Origin of the sequence: Conexibacter sp. CPCC 206217 (genome assembly GCF_030646165.1) — a bacterium.
Taxonomy (GTDB): Bacteria; Actinomycetota; Thermoleophilia; order Solirubrobacterales; family Solirubrobacteraceae; genus Conexibacter.
Genome location: NZ_JAUTDO010000001.1, coordinates 109,746 through 129,785, shown reverse-complemented (window position 1 = coordinate 129,785; position 20,040 = coordinate 109,746). Strand labels below are relative to the sequence as shown.

At 73.4% G+C, this 20,040-nt stretch carries 19 protein-coding genes; 6 read left to right on the top strand and 13 right to left on the bottom strand.

From position 1 onward, the window contains the following. Positions 1-45: 45 nt before the first annotated feature. On the top strand, positions 46-837 hold the full coding sequence (locus Q7L65_RS00575; RefSeq protein ID WP_304718260.1) for an amidohydrolase family protein: 792 nt from the start codon (positions 46-48) through the stop codon (positions 835-837). A gap of 9 nt (positions 838-846) precedes the next feature. On the opposite strand, the gene Q7L65_RS00570 is transcribed toward Q7L65_RS00575, so the two are convergent. From Q7L65_RS00570 to Q7L65_RS00535, 8 genes are all read right to left on the bottom strand, one after another. Beyond that, the gene (locus Q7L65_RS00570) at positions 847-2,364 is read right to left on the bottom strand and encodes an AMP-binding protein (RefSeq protein WP_304718259.1); all 1,518 of its coding nucleotides are present in this window, start codon (positions 2,362-2,364) and stop codon (positions 847-849) included. Continuing rightward, a complete protein-coding gene (locus Q7L65_RS00565) occupies positions 2,361-2,762 on the bottom strand; it encodes a Zn-ribbon domain-containing OB-fold protein (protein ID WP_304718258.1) in 402 nt (133 codons plus the stop codon). The genes Q7L65_RS00570 and Q7L65_RS00565 overlap by 4 nt, the downstream gene beginning before the upstream one ends. Next, positions 2,759-3,928, bottom strand: coding sequence for a hypothetical protein (locus tag Q7L65_RS00560; RefSeq protein ID WP_304718257.1), 1,170 nt, complete (start codon positions 3,926-3,928; stop codon positions 2,759-2,761). Before Q7L65_RS00560 ends, Q7L65_RS00565 begins: the two co-directional genes overlap by 4 nt. After that, the gene (locus Q7L65_RS00555; protein ID WP_304718256.1) at positions 3,925-6,033 is read right to left on the bottom strand and encodes an acetate--CoA ligase family protein; all 2,109 of its coding nucleotides are present in this window, start codon (positions 6,031-6,033) and stop codon (positions 3,925-3,927) included. Before Q7L65_RS00555 ends, Q7L65_RS00560 begins: the two co-directional genes overlap by 4 nt. Then, positions 6,030-7,085, bottom strand: a complete 1,056-nt coding sequence (locus Q7L65_RS00550; protein ID WP_304718255.1) for a hypothetical protein — start codon at positions 7,083-7,085, stop codon at positions 6,030-6,032. The genes Q7L65_RS00555 and Q7L65_RS00550 overlap by 4 nt, the downstream gene beginning before the upstream one ends. Beyond that, entirely contained in the window at positions 7,082-7,648 is a 567-nt protein-coding gene (locus Q7L65_RS00545) for a hypothetical protein (RefSeq protein ID WP_304718254.1), read from the bottom strand. Before Q7L65_RS00545 ends, Q7L65_RS00550 begins: the two co-directional genes overlap by 4 nt. Before the next feature lie 62 nt (positions 7,649-7,710). Next, the gene (locus Q7L65_RS00540) at positions 7,711-8,274 is read right to left on the bottom strand and encodes a UGSC family (seleno)protein (protein WP_304718253.1); all 564 of its coding nucleotides are present in this window, start codon (positions 8,272-8,274) and stop codon (positions 7,711-7,713) included. A 5-nt stretch (positions 8,275-8,279) separates the two neighbouring features. Then, on the bottom strand, positions 8,280-9,380 hold the full coding sequence (locus Q7L65_RS00535; protein WP_304718252.1) for a hypothetical protein: 1,101 nt from the start codon (positions 9,378-9,380) through the stop codon (positions 8,280-8,282). Between the two features lie 76 nt (positions 9,381-9,456). On the opposite strand from Q7L65_RS00535, the gene Q7L65_RS00530 reads away from it, so the two are divergent. From Q7L65_RS00530 to Q7L65_RS00520, 3 genes are all read left to right on the top strand, one after another. Then, positions 9,457-10,848, top strand: coding sequence for an FAD-dependent oxidoreductase (locus Q7L65_RS00530; protein WP_304718251.1), 1,392 nt, complete (start codon positions 9,457-9,459; stop codon positions 10,846-10,848). Beyond that, a complete protein-coding gene (locus Q7L65_RS00525) occupies positions 10,842-11,087 on the top strand; it encodes a hypothetical protein (RefSeq protein WP_304718250.1) in 246 nt (81 codons plus the stop codon). Before Q7L65_RS00530 ends, Q7L65_RS00525 begins: the two co-directional genes overlap by 7 nt. 163 nt (positions 11,088-11,250) lie before the next feature. Further along, complete coding sequence (locus tag Q7L65_RS00520; RefSeq protein WP_304718249.1) at positions 11,251-11,769, top strand: MarR family transcriptional regulator; 519 nt, start codon at positions 11,251-11,253, stop codon at positions 11,767-11,769. 173 nt (positions 11,770-11,942) lie between these two features. Here the strand turns inward: Q7L65_RS00520 and Q7L65_RS00515 are convergent, their stop codons facing one another. The 4 genes from Q7L65_RS00515 to Q7L65_RS00500 form a co-directional block, all read right to left on the bottom strand. After that, the gene (locus Q7L65_RS00515) at positions 11,943-14,591 is read right to left on the bottom strand and encodes a LuxR C-terminal-related transcriptional regulator (RefSeq protein WP_304718248.1); all 2,649 of its coding nucleotides are present in this window, start codon (positions 14,589-14,591) and stop codon (positions 11,943-11,945) included. Positions 14,592-14,766: 175 nt separating this feature from the next. Beyond that, the gene (locus tag Q7L65_RS00510; RefSeq protein WP_304718247.1) at positions 14,767-15,315 is read right to left on the bottom strand and encodes a TetR/AcrR family transcriptional regulator; all 549 of its coding nucleotides are present in this window, start codon (positions 15,313-15,315) and stop codon (positions 14,767-14,769) included. 48 nt (positions 15,316-15,363) lie between these two features. Continuing rightward, entirely contained in the window at positions 15,364-16,266 is a 903-nt protein-coding gene (locus Q7L65_RS00505; RefSeq protein WP_304718246.1) for an alpha/beta hydrolase, read from the bottom strand. Then, positions 16,263-17,219 (bottom strand): enoyl-CoA hydratase/isomerase family protein, encoded by a 957-nt coding sequence (locus tag Q7L65_RS00500; protein WP_304718245.1) that lies wholly within the window; start codon positions 17,217-17,219, stop codon positions 16,263-16,265. Before Q7L65_RS00500 ends, Q7L65_RS00505 begins: the two co-directional genes overlap by 4 nt. A gap of 153 nt (positions 17,220-17,372) precedes the next feature. On the opposite strand from Q7L65_RS00500, the gene Q7L65_RS00495 reads away from it, so the two are divergent. Further along, positions 17,373-17,810 (top strand): tautomerase family protein, encoded by a 438-nt coding sequence (locus tag Q7L65_RS00495; protein ID WP_304718244.1) that lies wholly within the window; start codon positions 17,373-17,375, stop codon positions 17,808-17,810. A 67-nt stretch (positions 17,811-17,877) separates the two neighbouring features. After that, positions 17,878-18,495 (top strand): hypothetical protein, encoded by a 618-nt coding sequence (locus Q7L65_RS00490; RefSeq protein WP_304718243.1) that lies wholly within the window; start codon positions 17,878-17,880, stop codon positions 18,493-18,495. 95 nt (positions 18,496-18,590) lie between these two features. Here the strand turns inward: Q7L65_RS00490 and Q7L65_RS00485 are convergent, their stop codons facing one another. Then, positions 18,591-19,901 (bottom strand): hypothetical protein, encoded by a 1,311-nt coding sequence (locus tag Q7L65_RS00485; protein WP_304718242.1) that lies wholly within the window; start codon positions 19,899-19,901, stop codon positions 18,591-18,593. Between the last annotated feature and the right edge of the window lie 139 nt (positions 19,902-20,040).

The window sequence follows — 20,040 nt, the reverse complement described above, 5'->3', positions numbered from 1 at the left end:
GAGAATATTGGAACCACAATAATTGAATCTGATAGCTTTTTGGGCGTGCATATCATCGACTCTCACGTACACGCCTGGCCCGACGCGATCGCCGAGAAGGCGATCGGCGCGCCGGACGAGTCTCTCCACGCGCTCGGTGACGGCAAGGTCAGAGGTCTGCTCGATGCGCTCGACAAGGCGGGGATCGCGCACGCCGTCGTCGTGACGATCGCCAACGAGGCCCGCCACGTCGCCTCCAACAACGCGTTCGCCGGCTCGCTGGAGAGCCCGCTGCTGGCGTTCGGCTCGATCCACGCCGAGCTGAGCGCGGAAGAGAACGTCGCCAGCCTGCGCGCGAACGGGCTGCGCGGCGTCAAGCTCAATCCGCCGTTCCAGGGCTTCGCGCTCGACGACCCGCGCCTGCGCGAGACGCTCGACGCGCTGCAGGGCGAGTTCGTGCTCCTCACGCACACCGGCGTCGGCGGTGCGACCGGGTCGGAGGCGACCTGCACCCCCGCGATGGTGCGCCAGCTCGCGCGCGACTTCCCGCGGCTCGACATCGTCGCCGCGCACTTCGGCGGCTACCACAAGCTCGACGACGCCGAGCGCGACCTCGTCGGCGCGCCCGTCTATCTCGACACGTCGTGGCCGCCGAGCATGGCGGAGCTCGACCGCGGGCGGATCCGCCGGCTGATCGAGCGCCACGGCCCTGACCGGATCCTGTTCGGCTCCGACTGGCCGATGGGCGATCCGGTCGCGGCGATCGCCGCCGTCGAGGCGCTCGGCCTGCCGGACGAGCACGTCTCGGCGATTCTCGGTGGCAACGCGGCGCGGCTGCTCGGACTGTCGATCGTCTGAGCCCACGGCTCAGGCGATCTCCCGCTCGGGCGGCCGCAGCTTGAACTTCTCGACCCGCCCGAGCGCGTTGCGCGGCAGCGCCTCGACGATGTGCACGACGGCGGGGACCATGAAGTCTGGCAGGCGGTCGGCGCACTCACGCCGCAGCTGCTCGGCGTCGAGCTGCCCCGCCTCGGCGTACAGCACCACGCGCTCCTCGCCCCACTCGTCCGGTTCGCCGACGACGGCGGCGTCGTGGACGCCCGGCAGCTCGCAGACGACCCGCTCGACCTCGGTCGCGGAGATGTTCTCGCCCTTGTGGCGGATCACCTCCTTCAGCCGGCCGACGAGGAAGTAGAAGCCGTCGGCGTCGCGGCGGACCGCGTCGCCGGTGTGGAACCACAGGCCGCGGAACGCCTCGAGCGTCTGCTGCGGCATGTCGAGGTAACCCGACATCACGCCGCTGGGCAGCAGCGGGCGCGCGACCAGCTCGCCGACCTCGCCGTCGGGCAGCGGCATGCCGTCGGGGTCGACGACGGCGCACTCGTAGCCCGGGCCCGGGCGGCCGCAGCTGCCCGGCCGCGCCGGCTGGTCGAGGTCCGGCGGCATCGGGATCATCTCCGTCGCGCCGTAGTACTGCGAGACGACGCGGATGCCGAAGCGGTCGGTGAACGCGCTCCCGCCGCGCGGCGGCGGCACGATGCAGGCGCTGCGGACCGCGTGCGTGCGCTCGTCCGGGCGCGGGTCGGCGGCCAGCAGCAGGTTCGCCATCCGGCCGATCAGCGTGAAGCGCGTCGCGCCGGCGGCGCTGATCTGCGACCAGAAGCGCGAGACGCTGAAGCGGCCGTGCAGCGCGACGCGCCCGCCGGCCAGCAGCGCCGGCAGCACGGTCGCCATCTGCGCGTTGTTGTGAAACAACGGCAGGCAGCTGAACATCACGTCGTCGCGGTCGAGTCCGAGCCCGCGAACGTAGGAGCCAGAGCGGGCGATGCAGTGGCCGTGCGACAGGATCACGCCCTTCGCGGGGCCGGTCGTGCCGGAGGTGAAGATGATCGAGACCGGGTCCGCGGGGCGCGACGGCGGCGCGAGCGGCGCGTCGCGGTCCTCGACGAGCGCGTCGTGGCGCAGCCAGCCGCCGGAGGCGTCTGCCGGTGCGGTGCCGGTCACGGCGCGCGGGATCCCCGCGTCGAGCAGCGGATCCAGCAGTGGCACGTAGTCGGGGTCGGCGATCACGGCGCGCGCGCCGGAGCGGGTCGCGACGTCCTCCAGCAGCCGGCCCTGCAGGCGCGTGTTGAGCGGGACCATCACGAGCCCGCCGAGCGCGCACGCGAACCAGGCGTCGAGGAACGCGGGGCCGTTGTCGAGCATCATCAGGACGCGGTCGCCGGGGCCGAGGCCGGCGTCCCGCAGCGCGGCGGCCAGCGACGCGGCGCGGCCGACGACCTCGTCGTGCGTCAGCGGCGCACCGCCATCGAAGCGGACCAGCTCCTTGTCGCCGCGCCGCTCGGCGAGGCCGGCCAGCAGGGTGCCGAGCGTCTCGGCGCTCACGCTTTCGCCCCTTCCAGCTCGAACAGCGGTGCGAGCAGGCCGGTCGCGGGGGAGGGGCGGAAGGCGAGCGTGCAGCGGGCGCCGATCGCGACCGCGGCCTGCGGCTCGACGTTGGCGACCATGCGGAAGCCCTCTTCGAGCGCGACGATCGCGACGACGTACGGCAGCATGTCCTTGAAGTCGGTGTCGGCGGAGCGGTGCACGCGCGACCACGTCACGATCTCGCCGCGACCGGCCGAGTCGCGGATCTCGCAGTCGCCGCCGCACGCCGGGCAGTGGTCGCGCGGCGGGAAGTTGGCCGTCCCGCAGACGCTGCAGCGGCCGTAGGTCAGCCGCTCCTGCGCGGCCGCCCGCCAGAACGCGTCGGCGTCGGGATCGCCGGTCTGTATCTCGCTCACAGGGTCGCCTCCGTTCCGAAGATCGCGGTCGCGTTCGTCGAGAAGATGCCGCCCATCGAGTGGCCGAGGCCGACGTCGCAGCGCACTTGGCGCCCCTGCGCCTCACCGCGCAGCTGGCGCGCCAGCTCGACGAGATGGAACATGCCGCCCGGATACCCCGGATGGCAGTACGACAGCAGGCCGCCGTGCGTGTTGGTCGGCAGCCGGCCGTCGAGGCCGATGCCGCCGTCCTCGACGAACGGCCCCGACTCGCCGGGGCTGACGAAGCCGAGGTCCTCCAGTTCGATCAGCAGCACGCCGCTGAAGCAGTCGTAGATGCCGGCGACGTCGACGTCCTGCGGCCCCAGCCCGGCCATCGCGTACGCCCGCCGCGACGACTCGCGGCCGCCGAACGAGCTGAGCGACGGGGCGTTGGAGATCCGCTCGTGCGTGTACGCCTCGCCGACGCCCAGGACCGGAATCGGCGCCTTCGCAAGCGTGCGTGCGCGCTCGGTCGAGGTCAGGACGAGCGCCGCGGCGCCGTCGGAGACGAGCGAGCAGTCGAGCCGGTGGAACGGGTCGGCGATCATCGGCGAGTCGAGCACGTCGCCGACGGTCAGCGGCTCGGTCTTGTGGCCGCGGCCGGTCAGGCGCGAGTGCTCGCGGAAGGTCGTCGCGACGGTCGCGCGCTGCTGCGGCGTGGTGCCGTAGTCGTACGCGTGGCGCTGCGCCGCGAGCGCGAAGCCGGCCGGCACGATCAGGCCGTAGGGGACCTCGACGTCGGGCTCGCGCTGGCGCGCCAGCTCGGTCACGACGCCGCCGGTGCCGAGGCCCGACAGCTCGTTGTCGCCGGAGGCGATCACGACGACGTCGGCGAGGCCGGCGAGGATCGCGGCGCTGGCGGCGCCGACCATCGCGCAGGCGCTCGCGCCCGACGCCTGGTAGGTCGCCTCCCAGCGCGGGTGCAGCCCGAGGTACTCGGCGACGACGTTCGCCTGCCGCGGGTACGGCTTGACGAAGACCGGGGTGACGAGCAGGCCGTCGACGTCGGCGAGCGTGAGGCCGGCGTCGGCGACGGCGGCGACGATCGCGTCGGCCGTCAGCCGCACCGCGCTGCGCCCGGGCACCCGCCCGATCGCGCTCTCGCCGACGCCGGCCACGGACGCCGTGCCGCGCAGGGCGGTCATGCGGCACGGCCCACTGCCAGCGCGTCCACGATCACGCCGCCGTGCGGTCCGACGATCGCCGGATTGACCTCCAGCTCGGCGGCGCCGAGCTGCTCGGCCGCCTCCACGAGCGCGTCGAGGGTCCGCTCGATCCAGGCGCGGTCGGCGCCGGGGCGGCCGCGGTAGCCGCGCAGCAGCGCGCTGCCGGCCAGCTCTTCGAGCAGCCGCTCGAAGGCGCCGTCGGGGAGCGGGTGGGGCGCGTAGCGGACGTCGTGCAGCAGCTCGATCAGGATCCCGCCGAGCCCGACCCCGACGAACGTGCCGAGCGCCGCGTCGCGGCGCACCGACAGCACGACCTCGACGCCGGAGCCGGCCATCGCCTGCACGAGGTAGGCGACGTCCGGGGCACCGGCACTCGCGGCGGCCGCCGCGAGCCCGTCGAGCCTCTGCTCCAGCGCCGCCGCGTCGGCGATCGCGACCGCGACCAGCCCGTGCTCGGACTTGTGCGCGACGCCGGGCACGAGCGCCTTCACGACGACGGGGAAGCCGAGCTCGGCAGCGGCCTCGACGACTTCTGCGCGCGTGCGCGCGAGGCGCATCGGCGCGACCTCGCCACCCGCGTGCGCGATCGCGGAGAGGACCTCCCAGTCGGACATCGTGGCCTCTGAGGCGGGCTCCGGAGCCCGCTCCGCGTCCGGCTCCGCTTCAGCCGGCCCGTGCACCGAGTCCAGCACCGACGCCAGCTCGCGCGGCGACTCGACGACGACCACGCCCGCGCCACGCAGCCGCTCGACGCTGGCGGCGGCCGAATCGCCGGCGTACCAGCAGACGAGCAGCGGCTTGTCGAGCGTCTCGGCGACGGCGAGGACGCCGTCGACGACCGCGGGCTGCCAGGCCGTCGCGACGACCGGCAGCACGACCGCGACGGCGTCGAGCGCCGCGTCGGCGGCGAACGCCGCGAGCGCCGGCTGGAAGCCGTCGGGCATCGTGCCGGGGCCGAGGTCGAGCGGGTTGCGCGCGCCGACGTAGCCGGGCAGCCACGGCGTCAGCGCCTGCCGCGTCGCCTCGCTCGGCTCCGGCAGGTCGAAGCCGTCGCGATGGCCGAGCTGGTCGGCCGCGAGCACCGCGAGCCCGCCGGAGATCGTGAAGATGCCGACGCCCATCGTCGGCGTCGCGAAGCGGGCCGGGTGACGCGCGTGCAGCGTCGGCGTGCGCCACAGGTCGTCGGGGTCGTCGACGAGCGTCGCGCCGGTCTCGCGCAGCAGCGCGCGCTCGAGCGCGGCGCGGCCGGCGATGCGGCCGGTGTGGCTCGTCGCGGCGCGCTCGCCCAGCTCGCTCGCGCCGCCCAGCAGCACGAACAGCCGCTTGCCGGTGTCCAGCACCTGCTCGACGGCGCGGCGGTAGCGCGGCCCGTCGGGGACGCCCTCGGCGTACAGCGAGATCGCCTCGATCCGCTCGTCGGTCGCGAAGTGGGCGAGGAAGTCGGCGGCGTCGAGGTCGACCTGGTTGCCGAGCGAGACAACGCAGCCGGCGCCGACGCCCGCGCTGCGCGCCCGGTCGATCACGCAGCTGCCGAGCGCGCCGCTCTGCAGCAGCAGCGCGATCGGCCCCGACCGCAGCAGCCCGCCGGCTGCCAGCACCGACGTCATCGTCAGGTAGCACCCGTCGGCGACGTTCGCGATCCCGGTCGTGTTGGGGCCGAGCACGCGCACGCCGGAGGCGGCCATCGCGGCGCGCAGCTCGGCGTCGAGCGCCGCGCCCTCCGGCCCCAGCTCGCCGAACCCGGAGCTGAGCAGCAGCACGTTGCGCACGCCCGCCTCGCCGCAGTCGCGGATCGTCTGCGGGACGGCCGCCGCGGGCACCGCGACGACGGCGCAGTCGGGCGCCTCCGGCAGCTCGGCGAGCGCGGGAAAGGCCTGCACGCCGTCGATCTGGTCGTATCTGGGATTGACGGGGTAGAGGCGGCCGTCGTAGCCGAAGCGGCGCAGGTGGTCGAAGACCGCGCGGCCGCCGGGGCGGAAGGTGCCGGCGGCGGCGCCGGAGATCCCGACGATCGCGACCGATCGCGGGCGGATCAGCGCGGCCGCGGCGCCGGCGTCGAGTGCCTGGTCGTGGAGTGAGGTCATGCCTTCGTCTCGATCGATCGGGTGACGAGGGCTCCGTCGGCGAAGCCCGGGACGTAGCAGGAGTGGCCGCCGCTGCCGCCGGCGACGACGAGCGCGATCTCCTCCGGCGTGCGCACGAGCGGCACCGCCGTCTGCTCGCCCACGAGCGCGAACTCGTCGGGGCGCCAGCGCGTCAGCAGGTTGCGCATCGCGGGTGGGAACTCGTGTCCGCGCACGGTGCTGCCGCTCCACAGGAAGCGCTGCACGTCGGCGATCGTGAGGCCGCCGCCGGCGAGGATCCGCGCGTGGTCGGGGCAGATCACGACGAGCGCCTCGCCGCGCTGCAGCTGCATGTTGTTGGATCCGATCCCCTTCAGCGAGTGAGCGATCGTCGTCAGCAGCTCCAGCGGCGTCGTGCTGACGAGGTCGAGCAGGTTGAACGTGCCGGTGCCTTGGAACAGCGTGACGGTCGAGTCGCCGGGCGCAAAGCCGCGGCGCTCGTGCAGCTGCGGCCACGGCGAGCCGGGCGCCTCGCCGAAGCAGAGGCTGAGCTTGCCGGGGTAGCCGTGCGTGGCGCGGTCGATCGGGCCCACCTCGGCGCCGCCGGGGTTGAGCATGATCAGCCGCAGCGCGCGGCCGATCGTCATGTTGGCGCGGCTGCCGGGGCCCAGGCAGCCGGCGCCGCTGCTGATCCCGAGCGCGTTGAGGATCGGGCCGTTGACGATCACCGTCGGGCCGACCGGGTTGGTCGTCGCCTGCACCGCGAAGAGGTTGAACGCCGGGTCGAGCATCGCCTCGCAGGCGGCCACTACGACCGGGAAGACCTCGGCCCGGCAGCCGGCCATGACGGCGTTGATCGCGGCCCGCTCGACGGTCAGCTCGCCCCACCGCGGCGGGACGTGGCCGAGCAGCTCGGCGGGGTCGCGCGCGACCGTCGCCAGCAGCGCCGCGACCGCCTCGGGCGTCGGTTCCAGCACCGGCAGGCCGTCGGTCCAGCCGGCGGCTTCCGCGTGGTCGAAGAACGCCGCGCCGCCGAGCGCGATCCGCTCGGCGGGCGCCCCGACGGTCGTCACGCAGCGGTACCGGTCGCCTGCCCGAGCAGCAGCGCGGCGACGCGCGGCCCGGCAGCGCGGCCCTTCGCGCGCGTCTGCTCGGGGTCGACGCCCCCGGTCGGATAGGGCACGAGCGCGATCCCGAGCTGCGGGAGGCCGAGCGTCTCGCGCTCACTCTCAGCCAGCGGGCGGAACTCGTCGGTCGCCATCAGCACGACCGGCACGCCGCGCCGCTCCAGCTCGATCGAGTCGTAGACGCTCCACGACGTGCACGAGCCGCAGTCACCCGAACCGGTCAGGACCGCGTCGCACTCCGCCGCGAACGCCTCGTACCAGTCGTACGGGGCGGGCGAGGCGGGGCCGGGCTTGGTGCTGTGGCGGACCAGCTGCGCCCCCTGCTCGACGAGGTGGTCGACGGCGCCGCCGATCAGCACGTCGGCGTTCGGCTTGCTGTTCTCGAGGATCCCGATGCGCGCGCCGGCGAGCGTCCGCAGGCGCGGTGCGCGCTCGTGGCGGATCGTTCGCACGGGGCCCACCGGGTCGAGCACCTCGCGTGTCCGGGCATCGACGGTCGTCGCAGCCATCGGTATCTCCTCCTCGTGATCTGTTGGACTACAGATGCTTGGACATCATAGTAATTCCCGGGTCAGGCTGCCGCCACACCGCCGCGCAGCGGCGCCAGCAGCTGCGTCACCGCAGTCGCGGCGACCGGGCGGGCGAGCGAGCGCAGCTGCGCCTCGTCCTTGCCCCAGACCGGGTGCGGGACCGCGATCGAGTGATACCCAGGCGCGCCGAGCTTGGCCGCGATCGATGCGATCAGGGTCTGGAACGGCTCCGTGATCAGGACGGTCGCCGGCACGCCGCGGCGCTCCAGCATGACCGCGTCGTAGAGGCTGCAGGTCGAGCAGGCGCCGCAGTCGCCGAGGCCGGCGATCGCCCAGTCGGCGCGCTGCGCGAGCGCGTCGGCGACGTCGTCGGCGAGCTGGTGGCCGGCGCTCGGCTTGCGCACGAGCACGACCTCCAGCGGCCGCCCGAGCCGCTGGCCCAGCTCGTCGGCGAGCGCGTGCATCAGCTCGTCGGCGAGCGGCTTGCCGTTGACGACGAGACCGATCACGGGCCGCCGCGGCAGCGCCGAGCGCTCTGCCAGCGCGATCGTCTCGGCCGCGGCGGGGCCGTGCTCGTCGGGGGTCAGGACGGTGATCAGGCTCATCCGGCTCAACTCCTCATCGCGGGGACGATGCAGCCGTCGGGGCCGCACTCCGGCAGCGCCTCGCCGGCCGGGCGCACGCGTCTGGTGACGCGCTGCGCATGGACCTTCGGCGCCCAGTTCGGCAGCCACGCCGACCAGCCCGCGCCCTCGCCGCCGGCCGTCACCAGCAGCAGGTCCTCGGGCGAGCGCAGCGATCCGAGCTTGCCGTCGGGTCCGGGCGTCATGTCGTGCTGGGAGTTCTGCTCGAGGTGGACGCCGGCCGCGGTCAGCTCGGTGGGCGCGATGCGGCTCGCTTCGCAGACGAACGCGCGCACGTCGTCCTGGGACATGCCGGCGGCGATGCAGAAGCCGGTGTGCTCGGGGCCGAGCAGCAGCACGCCCTGGCTGCCCTTGCCGGTGCCCATCCAGGTCGGATGGCTGATCGAGCGTGCGAACGAGCGCAGGACGTCGGTCGCGTCGTCGGTCAGCTGCTGCGCGAGCTGGTGCGGGCCCTCGACGGGCACGAGGCTGACCGTCGTGTCGGCGTGCGCGTAGCCGGCCTGCGCGCGGATCGGCTGCCACGGCGCCGGCGGCGGATCCTCGGCGAAGCAGAACGAGTAGCGGCCGGGATGGCCGATCGAGGTGCCGTCGGACTCGCCGGCGCGCGCGCCGAGCACGTTGGAGGCGATCAGCCGCAGCGATCGCCCGATCGTCGCGTTGGCGCGGTTGCCCTCGCCGAGCGCGTTGTGGCGCGCGTTCATCCCGATCTCGGTCGCGATCGGCCCGCTGACGATCGCGCACAGCGCGGCGCCGCCGGTGCTCGTCAGCACCCCGTGCAGGTTGAAGGCGGGGTCGAACATCGCCTCGACGGCCGCGACGACGACAGGGAAGTACTCCGGCCGGCAGCCGGCCATCACGGCGTTCGTCGCCGCCTTGCCGATCGTCACGCCGCGCTGGCGCGAGGCGAGGTAGCCGACCAGCACGTCCGGGTCCTCGGCGCTGACGACGTCGAGCAGCGCCTGGACGCGCTGCGGCGTCGGCGGGACGACCGGGAGCCCGTCGGTCCAGCCGCGCTCGAAGAACTCCTCCTGCACGGCCGCCTCCTCCAACAGCAGGCTGGCTTCCACCACTCACTCCATTTGGTTGGCGATATTTTGAACAACAACTATCACACGACAAACAGATCGGCTACGGTCTCGCCGCATGACGTTGAACTGTGCAGTCGTCGGCGCCGGTCCGTCCGGCTTCTACGCGACCGCGATGCTGCTGGCGGAGGGCTTCGCGGTCGACCTCTACGACGTGCTCCCGACGCCGTTCGGGCTCGTCCGCGCGGGCGTCGCGCCCGACCATCCGAACATCAAGGCCGTCACGCGCGTGTTCGAGAGAACCGCGCGCCATGCGTCGTTCCGCTTCTTCGGCGGCGTCGAGCTGGGCGCCGACGTCAGCCGCGCGGAGCTGCTGGAGCGCTATCACGTGGTCGTCTACGCGATCGGCGCGGCGACCGACAACCGCCTCGGGATCCCGGGCGAGGAGCTGCTGGGCTCGCTGCCCGCGACCGAGTTCGTCGCCTGGTACAACGGCCATCCGCACCACGCCCACCGCGACTTCGACCTGAGCGCCGAGCGCGCGGTCGTGATCGGCAACGGCAACGTCGCGATCGACGTCGCCCGCATGCTCGTGCTGCACCCGGACGAGCTGCGCGTCACCGACGCCGCCGACTACGCGATCGAGGCGCTGGGCTCGTCGAACGTGCGCGAGGTCGTGTTGCTCGGCCGCCGCGGGCCGGCGCAGGCCGCCTTCACCAACCCGGAGCTGCGCGAGCTGGGGGAGCTGATGCGCGCCGACGTCGTCGTGGCGGCCGAGGAGGCGGCGCTCGATCCCCTGTCGCACGGCTGGTTGGAGCAGGCGGGCGACGCGACCAGCCGCCGCAACGTCGCGCTGCTGGCCGACTACGCCGGCCGCCCGCCGAGGGGTCACGAGCACCGTGTCGTGCTGCGCTTCCTGCGCTCGCCGCTGGCGCTGCTCGGCGACGGCCGCGTCGAGGCGGTGCGCGTCTCGGTCAACCGGATCGAGGCCGGCGCGGACGGCGCGTTGCGCGCCGTCCCCACGGGCGTCACCGAGGAGATCCCGTGCGGGCTCGCGATCCGCTCGATCGGCTACCGCGGCGTGCCGGTCGCCGGGATCCCGTTCGACGAGCGGCGCGGCCTGATCCGCAACGACGGCGGGCGCGTCGTCGACGCCGGCGGCCGTCCGCAGCTCGGCGAGTACGTCGTCGGCTGGATCAAGCGCGGGCCCAGCGGCGTGATCGGCGCCAACAAGAAGGACGCCGCCGGCACCGTCGCGCACCTGCTCGCCGACCGCGACGCCGGCGCGCTCGGCGCGCCCGCGTTGCCGCGGCCGGGCGACGACTGGCTCGCGCGGCGCGGCGGCCGCGTCGTCGGCTGGGAGGGCTGGCGCGCGATCGACGCGCACGAGACCGCGCGCGGCGAGCCGCACGGCCGCCCGCGCGTGAAGCTCGTCAGCGCCGATGAGCTGCATGAGGCCGCAAACGGGGTCAGCGCGCCAAACTCGTTGGAGCCTTCCCGCTCGTGCTGATGGCGATCGGCGTCGTCGCGACCTCGGACGCGGACTGCTCCGGCATGGTGGCGCTCGATCCCGGAGATCCCGACGGCGCGTTCACGGCGTCGACGGCGGCCGACGGGCTCGGCGACGGCCTCCCGCTGCTCGCGCCGACGCCGCAGCGGGTCGCGGCGTTGTCGCGCGGTCGCGCTGTCGTCGTCGTGTCTGCTCGGCACGCGGGCGGGCGGCGTGGTTGCCTCGCTGACCAATGGTGATCATGTGGATGTCTTATCGTCGCTCATCAAACAAAACTGGCGACAGCAACAGCCAACATAGAGACGAGATGGGGAGATGACCGTGCACCTCCTACGACCATCGAACTATCCGAGCCCCAACGGAAGCAGCGGATCGGGCTGCTCGCCCTGATACGGTCTCAGCGTGGCAACCGCCGACAAACAGAACGCCCCGGCCCTTGATCCGGTCGCCGAGGTCGTCCGCCTGTGGAGATCCCACGGCATGCTCGCGATCGAGCATCTCGAGGCGGCGACGGCGATGATGCGGATGCAGCAGCTGATGACGACGTCGATCGACCGCGAGCTGCGTCCGTTCAGAATCAACAACCCTCAATTCGAAGCGTTGTTGCTCCTGTATTTCAGCCCCAACGGCGCAGTGCCGCTGGGGCGGATGGGTCGCCGCCTGATGGTCCACCCGGCGACGGTCACCAACACGATCGACCAACTGCAGTCGAAGGGCCTCGTCGAGCGGGTGCGCAGCGAGGAGGACCGCCGCCTCGTCTTCGCGAAGCTGACGCCGCGCGGTCATAAGGTGGTCATCGGCGCGACCGAGGCGCTGACCGAGATGAAGTTCGGGATCGCTGAGATGACGCTCGATGAGGCCACCGCGGTCGCCCAGGCGATCAGCGCCTTCCGCACGCGCATCGGCGACTACGCCGAGTAGGCGGCGCCCGTACGGCGCTGCTGGCGTACCGGCCGTTCGGCTCTCGGGCGAAGCAGCGGCGGACGCCTCAGGCCCGTCGGTGAAGGGCGTGGACGACTTCGCGGCCGAGTCGCTGGGCGGCGGCGCGGCGCACGACCTCCGGTTGGCCGCCGCGGCGCTCGCGCGGCCGTTGCTCAGCGGGCGGGACGCCGCGGCAGATGTGATGACAGCTGGCGGCGGTCGTCGACGCCCAGCTTCTGCATGGCCCGGTAGATGTGCGACTCGACGGTCCGGATCGACAGTACGAGGCGCTCGGCGATCTCGGCGTTGCTGAGTCCTTCTGCTGCGAGCGTGACGAGCTGCTCCTGCCGGGTCGTGAGGCCGATCGCGGGGCCGTCGAGGCCGTCGAGGCGGGGCTCGGCGCCGCCCTGCCCACGGGCGTGCAGCGCCCGGGCGCGCGCGAGCGCGCGCCGCGCGGAGTCGTGACGACCCTGATCGCGGAAGAGCGCCGCCGCCGCGAGCGCGGCTTCGCCGGCGTACGCCAGGGCGCCCGCCGCCTCGAGCCGCTCGGCGGCGACCAGGGTGCCGGCGGCGTCCCCGGCCGCCCGGGCCTGGACGTCGGCGGCACAGGCGCGGGAGAGCGGTCCGTCGAGGCGCGTCGCGGCCCGTCGGATCCGCTCCTCCACGTCACGCGGCCGCGTGCCGGCCCGAACCGCCTCATAGGCGAGGACGGTCGCGTAGACAGGCCGGTCGTCAGCGTCGGAGGCGGCCGCGAGCAGGAGCTCCCGAGCCTCGTCGGGGCGGCCCGCGGCGGCGCGCGCCCAGGCGCGCGCTCGCGCGACGTACGGCTGCTGGATCGGCAGGGGGTCGGCGCCGCCGAGCGCCGCTTCGCAGCGGCGGAGGGCGAGCGCGGCGTCGTCGGACCGGCCGTCCGCGCAGGCGACCCAGGTGGCGACGGCCCGGGCGATGACGGCCGCGCCGAACGTGTCGCCGAGCTCGAAGTGCAGCTCGGCTTCGGCGAGCCATCGCCGGGCGTCGCCGAGCCGTCCCGCCAGCTGCCCCAGGAAGGCGAGGCCGAGCGCGGCCAGCCCGGCCGCGACGTGGTCCTCGGCGCGGACGCTCGCGACCAGGGCGCGGGAGATCTCGCCGTCGAGCTGCTCGTGCCCGCCGCCCGTCTCGATGGCGACGAGGACGTACGTGGCGAAGCCGACGCGCTCGGCCTGGTCGCTCAGCGGAACGGACGGCCACGCGCTGCGCGCCAGCGATCGGGCCTCGAGCGCATGCCCCTCGAGGAACAGGTGAAGCGCGTGCGCGGGCGCCACGCGTCGTTGGAGGTCCGCGTCCGTCGCCGGATGGGTCAGGAGCGTCTCGGTGGCACCGGCGACGTCGAGGCGTCGCCCGCCGATCGCGGCGAAGCGCAGCTCGAGGGACTGCAGCCGCCGCCTCCAGGCCGGCTCGTCGTGCCACGCGCAGGCGCGGAGGAGCAGCGCCGTCACGGCGTCCGGATCCTTGCGCTCCCAGAACAGATACGAGGCGCGCAGCTCCAGGTAGGTCAGGCTCGTGCCGGCGTCGGGCAGCTCGCCCTCGAGCGGAGCGAGCAGGGCCTCGGCGGCGTCGAAGCGCCGGCGCGCGACATGGGATCGCGCGAGCTCGATCGTCGCCTCGGCTCCGGCGCCGTGCTCGATCGCCACGGCGGCCAGCCGCTCCCCCGCCTCCGGATCTCCGGCGGCGAGCGCGGCGCGCGCGGCGTCGAGCACCAGCTCGGCGGGGGGTGCCTCGTCCGCCTCCAACAGCCAGGTGACGACGCGCAGCGCCTCGCCGGGCGTCAGCGCCTTGCGGCTCCTGAACGCCTGCGCCACGCGGACGCGGAGGATCCGGCCGCGGATGACGGGCATCGACGCGCGGACCACCTCGCTGTACAACGGGTGGCCCGAGCCGGCGGTGACCTGTCCGCGCGAGGAGCGCAGCTCGATCATCGCCTGCTCCTCCAACGAGCCCACGACGTCCGGCGCGCTGAGCGTCAGCAGCTCGTCCAGCGGCAGCGGCTCGGCCAGCGCCAGGATCTCGAGCACCTCGCGCTGCCGCTCGGACAGGGACCGAGTCCGCTCGAGGATGAGGTGCTTGAGCGAGGCGCTGACGGCCGCGTCCGGCGCCACGAGGCGCCAGAGCCCGTCGCGTCGCTCGATCGCGCCGTTCTCGAGGGCGCCGCGGAGCAGCTCGCTCAGGAACAGCGCGTTGCCGGCGCTCGTCGTGACCAGCCAGTCGAGCGCCGCCTGGGAGGCCGGTCCTCCGAGCGCCGACTCGACCAGCCGGATCGTGTCGTCCTCGCCGAGCACGTCGAGCGCGAGGCGCTCGACCCCGGAGTCCTTCCACAGCGAGGTGATCGCGTCGGGGCACGGCTGACCGGTGCGGGCGGTCACGACGACGAAGGCGGCACCGGAGGCCGCCAGGTGCTGCACCAGCGCGGCGGAGGTTGGGTCCAGCAGCTGGACGTCGTCCACGCCGAGCACGAGCCGGCGGCGGCCGGCACGCGCCCGTAAGGCGTCGGCGGACCGACGCATGATCGTCAGCGGATCGTCGGAGTCGACCTCGTGGCTCAGCAGGCTGGCGAACGCCGCAAGCGGCACGGTGGCTGCGCTGCTCGTCGCCTGGACCCATTCGGTGAGGTCCCCGTCCTGCGCGGCGGCACCGAGCGCTTCGCGCGCGAGGCGCGACTTGCCGACTCCGGCCGTACCCTGGATGACGACGCCGCAGGCGCGTCGGCCGCGGCGCAGCTCGCCGATGAGCGCGAGGTCCGCGCTGCGGCCGATGAGCGGCCAGGTCGTGGGAGAGGTGTACCGCACAACGAAAGCCTCAAGGGACGTGCCCCGCAAGCGGGCGCAAGCTGCCGAGCGATGATACACCGTTGACTAAGTAGGTATACATACATACATACCGATGATGCTTGGGGACCACCCTCGCCTGGCGCGAGGTCTACGAGCGGATCCTCGACGAGCTGGCCGGGCGGTACGTCTGCTTCTACTTCTGGGCCGCGATCGACTGGAACAGCACCCTGCTCAGCTGCTCGGCGACCAGCTCCAACGGCCGCAGGCTCGCCTCCGCGCGCACGAGGATCAGCGCGCCTTCGATCGCGGCGATGCACGTCACGGCCAGCGCCTGCGCCTGATCTGCGCCCACGTGCGGTGCGAACGCATCGGCCAGGAGCGTCTCCCAGCGGCGAAAGCCCGCAGCCGCCGCGCGCCGCGCGCCGGAGTCGTGGTCCGGATCCAGCGCGCCCGCCGCGACGGCGCAGCCGGCCTGGTACGCCTCCTCGAGCACGACGCCAGACCACAGGTCGACGAATGCTTCGAGCGCCGCGAGGGGATCGCCGCCGGCGAGCATCTCCTCGAGCTGCTCGGCGATCCACTCGGCGCCGTGCTCGGTGGCCGCCTCGGCCAGCTGGCCGCGCCCCTGGGGGAAGTGGTGGTAGACCGAGCCGCGCGGCGCGCCGCTGTCGGCCAGGACGTCGGAGAACGCGGTCCCGGCCACGCCGCGCGTGCGCTGCAGGCGCACCGCGCTCTTGATCATCTTAATCTTGGCGTCCGAGTGCCGGGGCATCGCGTGTTCCGGCGTCGATCATAGAAGCCGGCTGGTGAGGAACTCGACCTGGTCGGCGACGATCTGCTCGAATGTCTCGCCGACGTAGAACGCGAAGTGGCCCGCGTCGTAGCGACGCACGTCGCCGTGCGGTGCCGTCCGCGCGTAGCGGAGCGTCGGGCCCGGCGGCGCGACGGTGTCGGTGTCGCTGACGCAGAAGAGGATCGGGATGCGCACGTCCTTGGCCGCTCGACCGGGACGGTAGGCGCTCAGAGACGGGATGATCCGGGCGGCGACCTCGTTGCGGAACGGCAGCCCGTCAGGGATCAGCGCGTGGTACCCGGAGGCGGCGTCGGGGGCGTTCATCAGTGCGACATCGCCGGGCGGCGCGGCGACGGGAATCGTGACGGGCGGCCGCCCTGCGATCGCGGCCAGCGTGTCGCGCAGCAGCAGCGGAATGGCCTTGACGGAAGTGGCGAGGCCCAGCGCACGGGCCGAGGCGAGGCCGTCGGTGAAGGGGCATTGTGCGACGGCCGCGGCGAGCTCGGGATGGCGTGCGGCGATCGTGATCGCGTGGCCGCCGCCGAACGAGCTGCCCCAGATCGCCACGCGGCGGCCGTCGACGTCCTTGCGCGTGCGCACGTGGGCGATGGCGCTCTCCCAGTCCTCCAGCTGGCGCGCGACCGACAGCAGCTGGCGGGGCGTGCCCTCGCTGTCGCCGAAGTGCCGGTAGGTGAAGGCCAGCGCGGCGAGCCCGTGCGCGGCGAAGCGCCGGGCGTAGGCGTCCAGGCGCATCTCCCGCGTGGCGCCGAGTCCGTGGCCGAGGACGACGACGGGCGCGAGCCGGTCGCCGACGGGACGATGGAGCCAGGCCGAGCAGGACGCGTCACCGGAGGGGAACGCCACGTCGAGCCGCTCGACGGCGGCCGCCTGGCCGGTCACGGTCCCGGCACCCGGCCGCTTCGCAGCGCCTCCGCGTACAGCTGCGGATCGTAGAGGGGCAGCTCGCCGTCGGCGTCGGTGCGAGCCATGTACTCCAGCATGCGCTCCTGGGCGTCGGCGCCGCCCAGGATCGAGACGAACTCCGCGCGCTCGCGGCGCAGCCCGTCGGCGAGCGGCTCCGATCCGCCCAGGTATACCGAGCGCTTCACGGCGGCGATGCCGTCCTTTGACCGCCGGGCGAAGCCCTCGGCCGCCTCGACCGCTCGTGAGAGGAGCCGGTCGGGCGGCACCAGCTCGTCGATCAGGCCGACGTCGAGCGCTTCCCGGGCGGGGAACGGCCGGCCCTCGAGGATCGCCAGCAGCGCGCGATGCGTACCGACGAGGCGGGTCAGGCGCTGGGTGCCGCCGCCGCCCGGGTTGAAGCCCAGCAGGATCTCGGGCTGGCCGATGAAGTGCTCGCCTTCGGCCATCAGCCGCAGGTCGCAGGCCCACGACAGCTCGGCGCCCGCGCCCAGGGCCGAGCCGTTCAGGGCGGCGACGAAGATCGCGCCGCTGGCGTTCATGCGCAGGAGCGTGTCGTGGAACCGGTCGAGCTCGAGGATCCCGGCCAGCGGCGTCCGGCGGGCCAGCGGCTCCAGCACCCGGGTGCGGTTGACCGCGGTGCCGAGCCTGCCGAACGCGGCGGCGGCGCGCGGGCCGACCGAGGGGCTGTCGCGGCCGCCCTCCTGCAGCCAGCGGATGCTCGCGTGGCTCACGAAGCGGTGCGGATGCGTGCCCGTGATGACGACCGCGCGCACGTCGGGGTCGTCCTCGGCGCGGCGCACGACGGCACGCAGGCCCTCGGCCAACGGCGGCTCGAGCAGCCCCAGCTCGCCGGAGTCGAGCGACGCCAGCAGGACGCCGGACGCGACGTCGTCGACGGTGACATGGGGATGGTCTCGTGGGACAGACATGCCGCCCAGCATAATATGTATGCCTACATACATCAAGCACGGAGCTGCTGCAGTACCGGCGGGGAAGGTGCAGTAGCCGCTTACTGCTGCGCCGCGGGTCGCGTCGATCGATGCTGGGACGCGTCAACCAACACCGTCCCGAAAGGACATGCCATGCCCGTCTATCAGTTCGGCGCCATCGGCGTCCCGCTCGACGAGGACCAGCGCGACCGCCTCGCCGAGGGCATCACCCGCATCCACTCCGAGGAGACCAACGCCCCGGAGCCGTTCATCCGCGTCGTCTTCCTTCCGATCCCGGAGGGGTTCGGCTACACCGCCGGGGGCGTCGCCCCCTCGGTGATCGTCAACGGCGGCATCCGCGCCGGGCGCTCCGACGCGACCCGCCACGCGATCATGCGCCGCATCCACGAACTCGTGCTCGACGTCGTCGGCGTGCCGGCCGGGCAGATCGTCGTCTCGACCATGGACCTCCCGTCGCAGTGGCTGATGGAGGCCGGGCTGGTGATGCCCCAGCCCATCCCGGAGGAGGAGGCGGCGTGGTTCGCGCGTCTCGAGGATGCGGGTTCGATCGCCGAGTCCCGCGTCGCCTGACCCACACCCGGCCGCGGCGCCCCGGACCGGGCGCCGCGGCGACACCGGCACGGACAAGTACGACGAGATGCGCACTACGACGCCCACGGCTGAGAGCGGGCAGCGGTCGACCAACTGGGGTCGCGTCGCCTATCTCGCGCTCGCGCTGCTGACGGTCGCGCTTGCGTGGGCGCTCGTGCTGGCATCGATCCTGCTCTCGCGCAGCGGCGGGACCGTCGACGAGCTGACGGCGGTCCTGGTCGACGGTCAGCAGCAGCGCGAGCAGGCGCTGACGCGGGCCAACCGCGCCGCTGACGCGCAGCTCGCAGCGGTGCGACGTCAGCTGGCGGCGTCACAGCAGACCCGCTTGGACGCCGCCGACGCCTACGCTGGCCGGCTCGAGCGGGCGCTGGAGCGGGAGCGGGCCGGCCTGGAGCGCGTCCGAGCGTTGTCCGACACGGCCCAGCGGCGCTTGGCGGCGGCGGGGCAGCGCTTCGCCAGCGCGGGTCTTCGCTCCGTCGCGGCGGTCGACGACCTCGCCGACGCATTGCGGGAGACCGACCGCGCGCGGCTCGATCCGGCGCTGCCGGCCGCGTTGAGAAGACAGTTCGATCAGCTGGAGGCGCGGCTCGCGGAGATCGCGCGGCTGCTCCGCGCACACCACGAGAGAGAGCGACGATCGGCGAGAGCGAAGCCGCACGGGTGAGGGTCCCGGCGAACGCGCAGGACCGCGTCAACGGGTGAGCCGCCTGCGGGGCGAATCGCACGTGCACGGCGATTCGCCCCTGCTTGCGCTGCGGCTCAGCGGCGGTCGAGCCTGCTCTTCGCCTTCATCTTCACCTTCGCCTTCGGTCTCGCGAGCTTCACGGCCTTGCTGGCCGAGAACTTCTGCGTTCCGAACGTGGTGGCGAGGTTGACTCTCAGGCTGCCTCCTCTTCTGCGCAGCGCTCTCGTCGCCGTCGCGGTCAGGCGCAATCTGGCGACCTTCGACTTGTTCGGCGCGATCCGGGTGCCGATCGTCCGTCTGACGGCGAGCTTGCCTCTGGAGCGTGCGCCGAGCTTGACGACGCAGGTCGCCGGAGCGCTCTTCGGGCAGGCGATGGTGACCGAGGCGATCGTGCGCTGTCTGTTCAGAACGACCTTCTTGACGACGGCCTTGTCTCTGGCCGTCGCTCTGCGCGAGAGCGGCGCGGCGGACCCACCTCCCCCCGCTCCGGTCGTCCCGCCCGCGCTGCCACCCGCGCCGGGGGCGCCCGGGGCGCCGGGGGTGCCGGCGGCTCCGTTGAGGATCGTCGTCGTCCGCTGGATCGTGTCTCTGGTCGCGGTGTCGACGCCCGCCGTGTTGCCGACGAGGCCCAGGACGCTGGAGAGCTGTCCCGTCACGAGCGGGTCGAGCATGCCGTTCGTTCCCTGCAGCGTGCCGACCAGCCCGCCGATGAGGCTGGAGAGCGACGCCGGCAGCCCTGGAGTGGCGGCCACCTGCTGCAGCAGCGGGATCAGCGGCCGCAGCAGCTCGGCGGTCGGCTGACCGCCGTTCTGGAGCGCGCTGAGGACGCCGTTGAGCGCATCGACCGCGCTCGCCGGCAGCGACAGCGCGCCGCTGATCGGAAGGCCCGCCGTCCCGTCGCCGTCCAGCGTGTCGCCGAGGCCGTCGAGGAGTTGCGCGACCGGTGTCGGCACCCCGTCGGTGGTCGCCAGCTGCTGCAGGAGCCTGCCCACCGGAGTCAGCACGCCGGGGGCCAGCGGAGTGGTGCCGCCGGCGTCGAGCAGATCTACGATCTGCTGCAGCAGAGACTGCACGCCCGCCGGCAGACCTGCCGTGCCGGCGAGCTGGTCGAGGATGCCGGTGAGCGGAGCGAGGTCGGTGCCGGTCGGAGTTCTGCCGCTCTGCAGCAGGCCGAGCAGCTGCCTCAGCTGAGTCTGTTGGGCTCTGCCGACCAAGCCGTCGAGCGTGCCTCCCAGGTCGAGGCCGAGCAGGTCGTCGAGCACGCCGCGGGTCTGGTACTCCGGCGGTGCCGGGGTCGTGACTGCGGCGACGGCCGGCGGCGCGAACGTCGCAGCTGCGAGCACGGCGACGGATACGCCCGCGACCGAGCGAGGAAAGCGTTGCATCTGGTACCTCCAGTGGTCCTGCCACGGGTGGGCAGGAATGATTGAGTGAACGAATTCCCGGTTCTCGTCATTTGCAAAGCGAGGTTCCGGGCGACTTCTCGCTAAGTGGACATATGATCGAAGCTCAGCATTCTGGCGC